This is a genomic window from Paraburkholderia lacunae, assembly GCF_003353175.1.
Taxonomy (GTDB): Bacteria; Pseudomonadota; Gammaproteobacteria; order Burkholderiales; family Burkholderiaceae; genus Paraburkholderia; species Paraburkholderia lacunae.
The window spans coordinates 64,868-78,226 of the sequence record NZ_QHKS01000014.1; the positions used below are offsets into that span (position 1 = coordinate 64,868).

At 63.1% G+C, this 13,359-nt stretch carries 11 protein-coding genes; 6 read left to right on the plus strand and 5 right to left on the minus strand.

What is annotated here, in order from left to right; genetic code table 11:
* The first annotated feature begins 190 nt into the window (after positions 1-190).
* The 4 genes from DLM46_RS21845 (at position 191) to DLM46_RS21860 (ending at position 3,542) form a co-directional block, all read left to right on the plus strand.
* Positions 191-751, plus strand: coding sequence for a cytochrome b (locus tag DLM46_RS21845; RefSeq protein ID WP_115103767.1), 561 nt, complete (start codon positions 191-193; stop codon positions 749-751).
* An 8-nt stretch (positions 752-759) separates the two neighbouring features.
* Complete coding sequence (locus DLM46_RS21850) at positions 760-1,323, plus strand: YceI family protein (protein ID WP_115103768.1); 564 nt, start codon at positions 760-762, stop codon at positions 1,321-1,323.
* A 68-nt stretch (positions 1,324-1,391) separates the two neighbouring features.
* A complete protein-coding gene (locus DLM46_RS21855; protein WP_115103933.1) occupies positions 1,392-1,961 on the plus strand; it encodes a YceI family protein in 570 nt (189 codons plus the stop codon).
* Positions 1,962-2,264: 303 nt separating this feature from the next.
* The gene (locus tag DLM46_RS21860; protein ID WP_115103769.1) at positions 2,265-3,542 is read left to right on the plus strand and encodes an MFS transporter; all 1,278 of its coding nucleotides are present in this window, start codon (positions 2,265-2,267) and stop codon (positions 3,540-3,542) included.
* 186 nt (positions 3,543-3,728) lie between these two features.
* On the opposite strand, the gene secF is transcribed toward DLM46_RS21860, so the two are convergent.
* The 5 genes from secF to queA form a co-directional block, all read right to left on the minus strand.
* Entirely contained in the window at positions 3,729-4,679 is a 951-nt protein-coding gene (secF, locus tag DLM46_RS21865; RefSeq protein WP_115103770.1) for a protein translocase subunit SecF, read from the minus strand.
* An 18-nt stretch (positions 4,680-4,697) separates the two neighbouring features.
* Positions 4,698-6,737: a protein translocase subunit SecD gene (secD, locus tag DLM46_RS21870; protein ID WP_115103771.1), complete on the minus strand. Its 2,040-nt coding sequence runs from the start codon at positions 6,735-6,737 to the stop codon at positions 4,698-4,700.
* 117 nt (positions 6,738-6,854) lie between these two features.
* Entirely contained in the window at positions 6,855-7,184 is a 330-nt protein-coding gene (gene yajC / locus DLM46_RS21875; RefSeq protein ID WP_115103935.1) for a preprotein translocase subunit YajC, read from the minus strand.
* 208 nt (positions 7,185-7,392) lie between these two features.
* On the minus strand, positions 7,393-8,592 hold the full coding sequence (gene tgt / locus DLM46_RS21880) for a tRNA guanosine(34) transglycosylase Tgt (protein ID WP_115103772.1): 1,200 nt from the start codon (positions 8,590-8,592) through the stop codon (positions 7,393-7,395).
* 165 nt (positions 8,593-8,757) lie between these two features.
* Positions 8,758-9,807 carry a tRNA preQ1(34) S-adenosylmethionine ribosyltransferase-isomerase QueA gene (queA, locus tag DLM46_RS21885; protein WP_115103773.1) on the minus strand — a complete coding sequence of 350 codons (1,050 nt, stop codon included), beginning with the start codon at positions 9,805-9,807 and terminating at the stop codon, positions 8,758-8,760.
* Between the two features lie 148 nt (positions 9,808-9,955).
* Here queA and recG point away from each other — a divergent pair, with 148 nt between their 5' ends.
* Together recG and DLM46_RS21895 are read left to right on the plus strand one after the other, a co-directional pair.
* Positions 9,956-12,169: an ATP-dependent DNA helicase RecG gene (recG, locus tag DLM46_RS21890; protein WP_115103774.1), complete on the plus strand. Its 2,214-nt coding sequence runs from the start codon at positions 9,956-9,958 to the stop codon at positions 12,167-12,169.
* A gap of 158 nt (positions 12,170-12,327) precedes the next feature.
* Entirely contained in the window at positions 12,328-13,287 is a 960-nt protein-coding gene (locus DLM46_RS21895; RefSeq protein WP_115103775.1) for a LysR substrate-binding domain-containing protein, read from the plus strand.
* Positions 13,288-13,359 lie beyond the last annotated feature (72 nt).

The following is a 13,359-nucleotide window of genomic DNA, read 5'->3' on the forward strand; positions in this document are numbered from 1 at the left end:
GTCGCATGAAAATGGGTGGCGACGGCCCGTTCCTTGCAACGGCAGCCAGCTTTTTCCGCTTGGGGTAGCATGGCGGCCTTGGCGTGTGCCGCGCCCCTCGTCAAATCGCATGGGCCGATCCAGTCTGCGCAGACAGCAGGGAATAGCAGGGCCGGCTGCGCCGTTAACCTCTCTCTAGCGTTGACCTGTCATGGCACTCAATCCTTCTTTCGGCGGCCGGGAGTCGTACACGCGGACCGCCATCACCTTTCACTGGCTGATCGCGTTGCTGATCGTGTGCGGCTTCGCACTCGGTTGGGTGATGACGGATATCCCCGGCTTCACGCCGACCAAGCTGCGCTACTTTTCCTGGCACAAATGGATTGGCGTGACGGTGTTCGTGCTCGCCGTGCTGCGCATTCTGTGGCGCGCCATGTATGGGGCGCCGCCGATGCCGCGCCGTATGCCGGCCTGGCAGCGCGCCGCCGCGCATCTCACGCATCTGCTGCTGTACGTGCTGATGATCGTGATTCCCGTATCGGGCTATCTGTATAGCTCCGCGGCCAATGTGCCGGTGGTGTACCTCGGGCTGATCCCGCTGCCGCGCCTGATCGCGCCGGACCCGCATCTCAAGGAACTGTTGAAGAGCGTGCACATCGTGCTGAACTACGCGCTCCTCGTACTGGTCGCACTGCACGTGGCGGCGGCGCTCAAGCATCAATGGCTGGACCGCGACGGCCTGTTGTCGCGCATGCTCCCTTTCATCAAATAAGGATAACCATGAAAGTCTCGTTTTATCGCTACATGTTCGCCGCGTTCGCAGCGGCCTCGCTCACCGCGGCCGGCAGCGCGCTCGCCCAGGTCGACGTCGCGAAGAGCGCGGTGACGGCCACTTCGAAGCAGATGAACGTGCCGGTGGAAGGCAAGTTCGGCAAATTCACCGCGCAACTGAAGTTCGATCCGGCCAAGCCGACCGAAGGCGGCGCGCAGATCACGATCGACGTCGCCAGCTACGATCTCGGCGACGAAAGCTACAACGAGCAGGTGCGCGGCAAGGACTGGTTTGACGCGAGGGCGTATCCGGCCGCGACCTTCGTGTCGAGCGCGATTGCGCCGGCCGGCGGCAATCAGTTCAAGGTGACCGGCAAGCTGACCATCAAGGGCAAATCGCAGACGGTGGTGGTGCCGGTGACGGTCACCCAGCAGGGCGCGACGCAGACCTTCGACGGCGCACTGCCGATCAAACGTTCGCAGTTCGATGTCGGCACCGGCGAATGGAAAGACACATCGGTGGTCGCCGATGAAGTGGTGATCAAGTTTCGTATCGTTGCAGCACGCAAGTGACGTTCGCTGCGTCGTTCCGGCGCGGTCGCTTATCTTTCAGAACAAAGGAGCATGAGTTGAAAACATCCCTGTTGATCGCCGTAGGCGCACTGGCTTCTTCCTTCTCGCTCGGCGCGTTCGCCGCCGATACCTATCAGCTCGATCCGACCCACACCTTTCCGAGCTTCGAAGCGGATCACTTAGGCGGCCTCTCGGTGTGGCGCGGCAAGTTCGTCAAGAGTTCGGGCATCGTGACGCTCGACCGTGCGGCAAAAACCGGCACGGTGGAAGTGACCGTCGACCCGGCTTCGGTCGAAACCGGCAATCCCAAGCTCGACGAGCATCTGAGGACGCCCGAGTTCTTCGACGTGGCCAAGTTTCCTGCGGCGACCTACAAGGGCACTGAAATCAGGTTCGACGGCGACAAGCCGGCCGAGGTGGTCGGCAATTTCACGATACACGGCGTAACCAAACCGCTGAACCTGAAGATCGAGTCGTTCAAATGCATGCCGCATCCGGTGCTCAAGCGCGAAGTATGCGGCGTGGAAGCGAGCGGCCATTTCAGCCGCGCGGAATACGGCATGGATTTCGGCAGCAAGTACGGCTTCAGCATGGACACCAAGCTGCATATTCAGGCTGAAGGCATCAAGCAGGAGTAAGCGCGTTCACGAGTCGTCACGCATTCACGCATTCGTTGGCGCGTGGTGCGCGCCGCGCGGCCATTCCACGGCAACAAAAAACCGCTTCGTTCGCTTTGGCGACGAAGCGGTTTTTTATTGGCCTGCCCGAAAACGCTGAAGACCTTGCGCGGCGGCTGTCCGGCATTTGCCGCTCGCGTCGTTTTAGATTTTCAGGTACACAGAGCGCTGACGCCGCATTGGTTGTGCGTGCATCCAGTGAGGCAGTATCGGACTTAAAGCCTGCATGGCATCGATAATATTTCGCGCGCATCGGAGATCTGCATGAACGCAACGACAGCAGCAAGCGTGGTGGGGAGCCAGCAAAATTCGTGGCGCGCGGTGGTCGCCGCGTCGATCGGCAACGCGCTGGAATGGTTCGACCTGGTGGTGTACGGGTTTTTCGCGCTGATCATTTCGAAGCTGTTTTTTCCGGCGGGCAACGAGACAGTGTCGATACTGCTCACGCTCGGCACCTTCGGCGTGTCGTTCTTCATGCGCCCCCTCGGGGCGATCGTGATCGGCGCATATGCGGACCGCGCGGGCCGCAAGGCGGCGCTCACGTTGTCGATCCTGCTGATGATGACGGGCACGCTGATCATCGCGCTTTTGCCGACCTATCAAAGCATCGGGATTGCTGCGCCGGTGATCCTCGTAGCGGCGCGTCTGATGCAAGGCTTTTCGGCGGGCGGCGAGTTCGGCAGCGCGACCGCGTTTCTCGCTGAGCACGTGCCGGCGCGGCGCGGCTTCTTCGCGAGCTGGCAAGTGGCGAGCCAAGGGCTGACGACGCTGCTGGCCGCCGGTTTCGGCGCGCTGTTGACCGGCAGGCTGGCGCCGGAGCAGATGGCCTCGTGGGGCTGGCGTGTGCCGTTCTTCTTCGGGCTCCTGATCGGGCCGGTGGCCTGGTACATTCGCACCAGACTCGACGAGACGCCTGAGTTCCTCGCCGCGGCAACGACTACGACGCCGTTGCGCGATACATTCACGAGCCAGAAGCTGCGCCTCGTGATCGCGATCGGCGTGGTGGTGCTCGGGACGGTGTCGACGTATCTGGTGCTGTTCATGCCGACCTACGGCGTGAAGCAGCTGGGTCTTGCGCCATCGGTCGCGTTCGCGGCGATTGCGCTGACCGGCGCGATCCAGATGCTGTTTTCGCCGCTGGTCGGCCATCTGTCGGACCGTCATGGGCGCACCACGATCATGCTGACATCGGCGCTGTTGCTGCTCGTGCTGATTAATCCGGCCTTCGTGTATCTGGTCTCGCATCCGACTTTCGGCACGCTGATCGCGCTGCAGATCGTATTCGGCTTCCTGATGACCGGTTATTTCGCGGCGCTGCCGGGCCTCCTCTCGGAGATGTTTCCGGTGCAGACGCGTACGACAGGCATGTCGCTTGCCTACAACATCGCGGTGACGATCTTCGGCGGCTTCGGGCCGTTCATCATCGCGTGGCTGATCAGCTTCACGGGTTCGAAGGCCGCGCCAAGCTACTACATGATTTTCGCCGCGGCGGTGAGTCTGGCGGCGCTCATGGCGGCGCGGCGCAAACTCGGGTTCAGATAAATATTCCAGAAGGTCTTCGCACGACGGGGCAGAGCAGGGCGATAGTTGCGGCGTGCGGGCGGCAGAGCGATAGATAGGTGGAGCTTGGAACGGTAGAGCGGTAGAGCGGTAGAGCGGTAGAGCCGTAAACGTAAAAGGCCGGTTCGAGTGAACCGGCCTTTTTTTACAGCGAGGTCGACGGCAAGATCAAACTTGCGCGCCTGCGTTCGGGTCGTTCGGATCGGTGCTTTCCTTCTTGTCCTTCAGCAGATCTTCGCGCTTCACGCCGAACCACATGGCGAGCGCCGCGGCGACGAACACCGACGAGTAGATGCCGAACAGAATACCGACCGTCAGCGCCAGAGCGAAGTAGTGCAGCGTGGGGCCGCCGAACAGGAACATCGACAGCACCATCATCTGCGTACAGCCGTGGGTGATGATCGTGCGCGACATCGTGCTGGTGATCGCGTGGTTGATCACTTCGATCACGGTCAACTTGCGTTCGCGGCGGAAGGTTTCGCGAATCCGGTCGAAAATCACTACCGATTCGTTCACCGAATAGCCGAGCACGGCAAGCACCGCGGCTAGCACCGACAGCGAGAACTCCCACTGGAAGAACGCGAAGAAGCCGAGAATGATGATCACGTCGTGCAAGTTCGCGATCACGCCGGCCACCGCGTACTTCCATTCGAAACGGAACGACAGGTAGATCACGATACCCACGACCACGCAGGCGAGCGCGAGCAGGCCGTCGGTGGCGAGTTCCTTGCCGACCTGCGGGCCGACGAACTCGACGCGTTGCAACTGCACCTGCGGCGTCTCCGCCTTCAGCGCGCCCATCACCTGATCGCTCTGTTGCGCGGACGTCAAGCCTTGCTTGAGCGGCAGACGGATCAGCACGTCACGCGAGGTGCCGAAGTTCTGCACTTGCGCGTCGGCGTAACCGAGCTTGCCCAGCGTGCCGCGTACCGGTTCAAGCGGTGCGGCGCCCGGATACTGCACTTCGATGACGGTGCCGCCGGTGAATTCCACCGACAGGTGCAGCCCGCGATGCAGCAGGAAGAACACAGCGGCGACAAACGTCAGCAGCGAGATCGCGTTGAAGATCAACGCGCGCTGCATGAACGGAATGTCTTTGCGGAAACGGAAAAATTCCATGGTTTAGTTCTCCGGGGTTCAGCGGGACGAACCCGGTTTCTGCGGCGAATTCGGCGCGTTGCGGCGGCGCACGGTCGGCTTGCCGGCACGCGCTTGCGCGGAGGCCGCCGCCTTCGGTTTGGCGGTGGCGGCCGCAACGGCTTGTGCGGTGTCGGTGGCGGCGTCCTCGTTGCCGAGGTAGGCAGCGGAGCCCGCCGGCGCCGTGTCCGGACGCCACACCTGGCCGATCGCCAGCGACTTGAGCTTTTTCTTGCCGCCGTACCAGAAGTTGACCACGCCGCGCGAGAAGAACACGGCCGAGAACATCGACGTCAGAATGCCGATACAGTGGACGATCGCGAAGCCGCGCACCGGGCCGGAGCCGAACGTGAGCAGCGCGAGACCGGCGATCAGCGTGGTGACGTTCGAGTCGAGAATCGTCGCCCAGGCATGCGCGTAGCCGTTCTGGATCGCCAGTTGCGGCGGTGCGCCGTGGCGCAGTTCTTCACGCACGCGTTCGTTGATCAGCACGTTCGCGTCGATCGCCATACCGAGCGCGAGCGCGATAGCGGCGATACCCGGCAAGGTGAGCGTGGCCTGCAACATGGACAGCACGGCGATCAGCAGCAGCAGGTTCACCGAGAGGCCGATCATCGAGATCACGCCGAACAGCATGTAGTACGCGATCATGAAGACGGCGATCGCCGCGAAGCCCCACACCACCGAGTGGAAGCCCTTCTTGATGTTGTCCGCGCCGAGGCTCGGACCGATCGTGCGTTCTTCGATGATGTCCATCGGCGCGGCGAGCGAACCGGCACGCAGCAGCAGCGCGAGGTCGGCGGCGGCTTGCGGGGTCGGCTGGCCGGTGATCTGGAAGCGGTCGCCCAGTTCCGACTGGATGGTCGCCACCGTCAGCACTTCGCCCTTGCCCTTTTCGAACAGCACCATGGCCATCGGCTTGCCGATGTTGTCGCGCGACACGCTGCGTACCGCGCGGCCACCGGCCGAATCCAGACGGATGTTGACCGACGGACGCTGATGCTCGTCGAAGCCCGCCGACGCATCGATAATCCGGTCGCCCGTGAAGATGATCTGCTTGCGCAGCAGCACCGGCGTCTGGTTGCCTTGCGTGAACAGTTCGTCGCCCGGCGGCACCGGATCGGACGGGTTCGGATGCGTGTTGACCGGGTCGGCGAGACGCGCTTCGAGCGTTGCCGTGCGGCCGATGATGTCCTTCGCCTTCGCCGTGTCCTGCACGCCCGGCAGTTCGACGACGATACGATCCGCGCCTTGCTGCTGGATCACCGGCTCGGCCACGCCGAGTTCGTTCACGCGGTTATGCAGCGTGGTGATGTTCTGCTTGAGCGCGGCGTCCTGAACGGTTTTCTGCACCGCCGGCGTGAACGTGCCGACCAGTTGCACAGTACCGTCCGTGCCGGGCTGCGACGCCCACTGGAGTTCGTTGATGCTGCGGCTCAGCTGTTTGGCCGCTGCGTCCGCCGTGGCCTGATCGGCGAAGCTGATCACCACCGTCTGGTTGACGCGGTTCACGCCGCCATCGCGGATGTTGTTGTCGCGCAGGAGCGTGCGCGCGTCCGAGGCGTCGGAGTCGAGCTTCTTGTTCAGCGCGCCGGCCATGTCCACTTGCAGCAGGAAATGCACGCCGCCGCGCAAGTCGAGCCCGAGATACATCGGCAACGCATGCAATGCGCTCAGCCAGCGCGGCGATGCGCTTTGCAGGTTCAGCGCGACGATGAACTGCGGATCGGTCGGGTCGCTGTTCAGCGATTTCTGCAGCAGGTCCTTCACGCGCAATTGCGTGTCGGTGTCCAGCAGGCGCACGCGAATGTTCGCGTTGCTCGACGCGTTGTCGAACGTGACGTCTTCAGGCTTGATCTGACTGGACGCGAGCGCCGCTTCGACTTGCGACAGCGTGGTCGAGTCGAGCTTGACCGTTGCCTTGCCGCTCGACACCTGCACCGCCGGCGCTTCGCCGAACAGATTGGGCAGCGTGTACACGAGGCCGATGACCAGAGCCACCAGCATCACGGCGTATTTCCAGAGGGGGTAGCGATTCATGAGTGGTCCAACGGGAAGGTTGGCTTGGAAGCGATGCGTCCGGCGATGAGCGCGGGCGGTGCGCGGTGTGCTGCGTGAGCCGCCGGCGAGGCCGCGCCGGACGCGAGAGAGCAGGCCTTACAGCGACTTGATCGTGCCCTTCGGGAGAATTGTCGTGACCGACGCTTTTTGCACGGTGATTTCCGTGCCTTCCGCGATTTCGATGCCGACGTAAGCTTCGCCCACCTTGGTCACCTTACCGACGATACCGCCGTTCGTCACCACTTCGTCGCCCTTGGCCATTGCGGCGAGCATGTTGCGATGTTCCTTCTGGCGCTTCATTTGCGGGCGAATCATGATGAAGTACAGCACGCCGAACATCAGGATCAGCGGCAGAAAGCTCATCAGATTCGACTCAACGCCACCTGCTGCGGTGCCTTGGGCGAAGGCATTGGAAATGAACGACACGTTGGTCTCTCCGTTATAAATCAAAACGATCAAAAAAATCAGCCGGTTATTCTACCACCGGGCCGACAAGGGTCGGCGCGGCAAATCGGCTTTCCAATCAAGCTTTTAAAGTCCTTTTTTGCCGCGATCGAAAGATGGCTGTAAGGTTTTTCGTGCGATGCCGACGGACTCGGGATGCGAATCCGTCGGCGGTTAGCGCGCAAGGCGCCTAATCGACGCCGCGCGCGCGGTTCTCGTGAAAGCGTTTGCGGAAGGGCTCGAACAGCTTCGCGTCGATCGCGTCGCGCATTTCCTGCATCAGTTCGAGGTAGTAGTGCAGGTTATGGATCGTGTTCAACTGCGCGCCGAGAATTTCCCCTACACGATGCAAATGGTGCAGATAGCCGCGTGTGAAATTTCGGCAGGTGTAGCAGCCGCATTGCTCGTCGAGCGGGCGCAGCGAGTTCTTGTGCGTCGCGTTGCGGATCTTGATGTCGCCGAAACGCGTGAACAGCCAGCCGTTGCGCGCGTTGCGGGTCGGCATCACGCAGTCGAACATGTCGACGCCGGCGGCCACGCCCGCCACCAGGTCTTCCGGCGTGCCGACGCCCATCAGGTAGTGCGGCTTGTTGGCCGGCAGCTTCGGGCCGATGTGGTTCAGCACGCGCATCATGTCTTCTTTCGGTTCGCCGACCGAGAGTCCGCCGATCGCGAGGCCGTGGAAATCCATTTCCGCGAGACCCGCCAGCGACTCGTCGCGCAGGTCCTCGAACATGCCGCCCTGAACGATGCCGAACAGCGCGTTCGGATTGCCGAGCCGGTTGAACTCGTCGATCGAGCGCCTGGCCCAGCGCATCGACATGCGCATCGAGTCGGCGGCTTCCTTGTGCGAAGTCGGCACGTTATCGGTCGCGTAGGGCGTGCATTCGTCGAACTGCATGACGATGTCCGAGTTCAGCACCTTCTGGATCTGCATCGACACTTCCGGCGACAGGAAGAGCTTGTCGCCGTTAATCGGCGACGCGAAGGTGACGCCATCTTCGGTGATCTTGCGCAGATCGCCGAGCGAAAACACCTGAAAACCGCCCGAGTCGGTCAGGATCGGCTTGTTCCAGCCCATGAAGCCGTGCAGGCCGCCGTGCGCCTCGATCGTCTCCAACCCCGGACGCAGCCACAGGTGAAACGTGTTGCCGAGGATGATCTGCGCATGCATTTCCTCGAGTTCGCGCGGCTGGACCGCCTTCACCGTGCCGTAAGTGCCGACCGGCATGAAGATCGGCGTTTCGACCACGCCGTGATTCAGCGTGACGCGGCCGCGCCGCGCCTGGCCGTCGGTGCCGAGCAGTTCGAATTTGAGGCCGTTTTCCGGGCACTCCGTTGGTGTTGATTGCGCGGGCTGCGCTTGCTGCGAATGATGACCGTCGGTCATTGATAACTCCTGTGCTACCGGAAAAGTGCTTTGCATGGGACCAGAGTAACGCGCTATGGGGCTGGAGTAAGCGCTAAAGCACTAACTCCAGCCGACACGCGAACTCTGGCCGACAGCTTTGCATGGGACTGAAGTAGGCGCTATTCAGATCGGCTGAAGCGCGCTTCAAGTGTCGCTGCGCGCCAGCAACATCGCGTCGCCGTAACTAAAGAAACGGTAGCGTTCCTCGATTGCGTGGCGATACGCCGCGCGGATCGTCTCGACACCCGCGAACGCCGACACCAGCATCAGCAACGTCGACTTCGGCAAATGGAAATTGGTGACCAGCCGGTCCACCACGCGGAATTTGTAGCCCGGCGTGATGAAAATATCGGTTTCCGTGCTGGCGGCGGCGAGCGGCCGGCCGGCGGCTTCGGCGTCGCGCGCGGCGGCTTCGAGCGCGCGCATCGAGGTGGTGCCGACCGCGATCACGCGGTTGCCGCGCGCACGCGTTGCCGCGATCTTGTCGGCGAGCGGCTGCGGCAGGTGATACCACTCGCTGTGCATCTTGTGTTCGGCGAGATTTTCGACCCGCACCGGCTGGAAGGTGCCCGCGCCGACGTGCAGCGTCAACGTCGCGCGTTCGACGCCTCTGGCGTCGAGTTTGGCCAGCAGCGCGTCGTCGAAATGCAGGCCGGCAGTGGGCGCCGCCACCGCGCCGGGATTTTGCGCGAACACGGTCTGATAGCGGGTTTCGTCGGTCGCGTCGGGGTCGTGCTCGATATACGGCGGCAGCGGCAGGCGGCCGAACTGCTCGATCAGCGTCAGGCAGTCGTCCGGGAAATGCAGGGTGTAGAACGGCTCGACGCGCTCGCCGAGCGTGACGTCGAACGCGTCGGCGAGGCGAATCGTGGTGCCTGGCTGCGGGCTTTTGCTCGCGCGGATCTGCGCGAGCACAGTGCGCTCGCCGGTCAGACGCTCTACCAGCACTTCGATTTTGCCGCCACTGGCCTTCTGGCCGAGGAAGCGTGCCTTCAGGACTTTGGTATCGTTGAAGACCAGCAGATCGCCGGGCGCGATGCGCTCGGGCAACTCGGCAAAGCGGCGATCCGTGAGACGCGCGGGGCTCACCGTGTTGTCCACTTCGAGCAGACGGCTGGCGCTGCGCTCGGGCAGCGCAACTTGCGCGATCAGCTCGGGCGGCAGATCGAAATCGAAATCGGAAAGCGTAAACATGCGGACGACTGGAAGCGAATTGAGACTGAATTGAGCCGAAGCCGGAGCCGGGCGGCTATGATTGCGGGACGCCGGAGCGGCCCGCGAGCCCGCGCGCTGTATGGCGGCGACACCTTTGACAGCCGATATTGTACTTGCGAAGCAACCCATGCCTTTGTCCGAACGCCGATCGCCCTCCGCTACCGACGAAGTGAGCGCCGAGCCCAAGCGCCGCGTCGCGCGGGGCAAGGCGACAGCGGCGGTGGCGACCGAGGTTGGCGCCGGTGCGGCGCCGGAGCAGAAAAAAGCGGGCCCCGCGCCCGTAAGAACCGCCGACAAGCTCGCCAAGCTCGGGCTCACGCGCGACATCGACCTCGTCCTGCATCTGCCGATGCGCTATGAAGACGAAACTTCGCTGACGCCGATCGGCCACCTGCTGCCGGGCGGCATCGCGCAGACCGAAGGTGTGGTGTTCGACAACGAAATCGCGTATCGGCCGCGCCGCCAACTGCTGGTGAAACTGCGCGACGACGCCGGCGACGAACTCGTGCTGCGCTTTCTGAATTTCTACGGTTCGCAGGTCAAGCAGATGGCGATGGGCGCGCGGCTGCGGGTGCGCGGTGACGTGCGCGGCGGTTTCTTCGGCATGGAGATGGTGCATCCGGCGGTGCGCGCCGTCGGCGAAGACACGCCGCTGCCCCAGGCGCTGACGCCGGTGTATCCGAGCACCGCGGGCGTGACGCAGGCGTATCTGCGCAAATCGATCGATAACGCGTTGTCGCGCACGTCGTTGCCGGAGTTGCTGCCCGAACCGGTCGCCCGCGCATATATGCAGCCGCTCGGCGTGCCGACACTGATGGACGCGGTGCGCACACTGCATCACCCGGACGTGCAGTCCGACGAAACCGCGTTGATCGACGGCACGCATCCGGCTTGGGTGCGCATCAAGTTCGAGGAATTGCTCGCGCAGCAGATGTCGTTGAAGCGCGCGCACGAGGAGCGCCGCACGCGCGCGGCGCCGGCCATGCCGCGTCGCAAGGAAGGCGATGCGTCGGCGCTGGTCGCGCGCCTGTTGAAGGCGTTGCCGTTTTCGCTGACGGCGGCGCAGGAGCGCGTCGGTGGCGAAATTGCGCTCGATCTGACGCAGCCTCATCCGATGCAGCGGCTGTTGCAGGGCGATGTCGGCAGCGGCAAGACGATCGTGGCCGCGCTGGCCGCGGCACAAGCGATCGACGCCGGCTACCAGGCCGCGCTGATGGCGCCGACCGAAATCCTCGCCGAACAGCACGCGCGCAAACTGCGTGGCTGGCTGGAACCGCTGGGGGTGAGCGTCGCGTGGCTGGCCGGCAGTCTGAAGACCAGGGACAAGCGTGCGGCGCTCGAAGCCGCGGCGCTCGGCACGGCGCAGCTCGTGATCGGCACGCACGCAATCATTCAGGACGCGGTCGAGTTCGCGCGGCTGGGGCTGGTGATCGTCGATGAACAGCATCGCTTCGGCGTGGCGCAGCGGCTCGCCTTGCGGGCGAAGGCGCAGAGCGCCGCTGACGGCGCGCAGGATTTCCAGCCGCATCAGCTGATGATGTCCGCGACGCCGATTCCGCGCACGCTCGCAATGACCTATTACGCCGATCTCGACGTCTCGACCATCGACGAATTGCCGCCCGGGCGCACGCCGATCCTGACCCGGCTGGTATCCGACGCGCGGCGCGAAGAGGTGATCGGCCGCGTGCGCGAGGCCGCATTGACGGGGCGGCAGGTGTACTGGGTATGTCCGCTCATCGAAGAAAGCGAGACTTTGCAGTTGCAGACCGCGGTGGAAACGTACGAAACGCTGGTGGCCGCGTTGCCCGAGTTGAACGTGGGCCTCGTGCACGGACGTCTTGCGCCAGCGGAGAAGGCTGCGGTGATGGATGCATTCACTCGCAACGAGGTGCAATTGCTGGTGGCGACGACGGTGATCGAAGTGGGCGTCGACGTGCCGAATGCATCGTTGATGGTGATCGAGCACGCCGAGCGGTTTGGGTTGGCGCAATTGCACCAGCTGCGGGGACGGGTGGGGCGCGGAAGCGCGGCATCGGTTTGCGTTCTGCTTTATACGGGACCGTTGTCGATGACCGCGCGGGCGCGGTTGCAAACGATGCGGGAGACGACCGACGGCTTCGAGATCGCGCGTCGGGACCTTGAGATTCGCGGTCCAGGCGAGTTTCTGGGCGCGCGGCAGTCGGGCGCGGCGATGCTGAGGTTTGCCGATCTGCAGAACGATCAGTGGCTAATCGAGCCTGCTCGCGAGGCGGCTGCGGTTTTGCTCGAGAAGTACCCGGAGGTGGTGTTGCAGCACCTGGCCCGGTGGCTTGGCGCCCGCGAGCAATATTTGAAGGCCTAGTTTTCTGGCCTTCCGGCGGTTGGGCTGTTTGCCTGCGGTGTGACTCCTTGCCTGGTTCTTTGCCTGCCGGAGAGGGCAGAAAAACCAAAAAGTTGGCGAACCGACCCCATAGGTGTATAACTATAATCTATCGAACTCATCGCACTGATTGGTCCCCAATGACGCTCACCGAATTGAAATACATCGTCGCAGTCGCCCGCGAGCGGCACTTCGGCCGGGCCGCCGAAGCGTGTTTCGTCAGCCAGCCGACACTGTCGGTGGCAATCAAGAAGCTCGAAGACGAACTCAATGTGCAAATCTTCGAGCGCGGCACCAGCGAAGTCAGCGTCACGCCGATCGGCGAACAGATCGTCACGCAAGCGCAACGCGTTCTCGAACAAACGCTCGCCATCAAGGAAATTGCCAAACAGGGCAAAGACCCGCTGGTCGGGCCGCTGCGCCTCGGTGTCATCTATACGATCGGACCGTATCTGCTGCCCACGCTTGTCAAACAGATGATCAGGCGTGTTCCGCAAATGCCGCTGATGCTGCAGGAAAATTACACGCTCAAGCTGATCGAGTTGCTCAAACAGGGCGAAATCGACGTCGCCGTCATGGCGCTGCCGTTCCCGGAAACGGGCCTGATGCTGCGCCCGCTCTACGACGAACCGTTCGTCGTCGCGCTGCCGTCCGGTCATGCGTGGGAAAACCGCCCGAAGATCGACGCGGACGACCTGAAGCAGGAAACCATGCTCCTGCTCGGCAGCGGCCACTGCTTCCGCGATCATGTGCTGGGCGTTTGTCCTGAACTGATGCGCTTCTCGCAAAACGCGGACGGCATCCAGAAAACCTTCGAAGGTTCGTCGCTGGAAACGATCCGTCATATGGTCGCGAGCGGCGTCGGTATCACTGTGCTGCCGCGCATGTCGGTGCATGAAGTCAAACCGCACGCGGGCGGCATCGATTCGGGCCTGCTCAGCTATGTTCCCTTCGACGAACCCGTGCCGGATCGCCGCGTCGTGCTCGCCTGGCGCAAGAGCTTCACGCGGATGCCCGCGATCGAGGCGATCTGCGACGCCATCAACGCCTGCGACCTGCCGGGCGTGAAAAAACTCGATTTGCCCGTCGCCGTCAATTAAGTCGCCTCCACGCCGGCTCGTCGCCCATCTGTGCGCGGCGGGCCGTATCGCATCACATGGCGATAGTCGCCG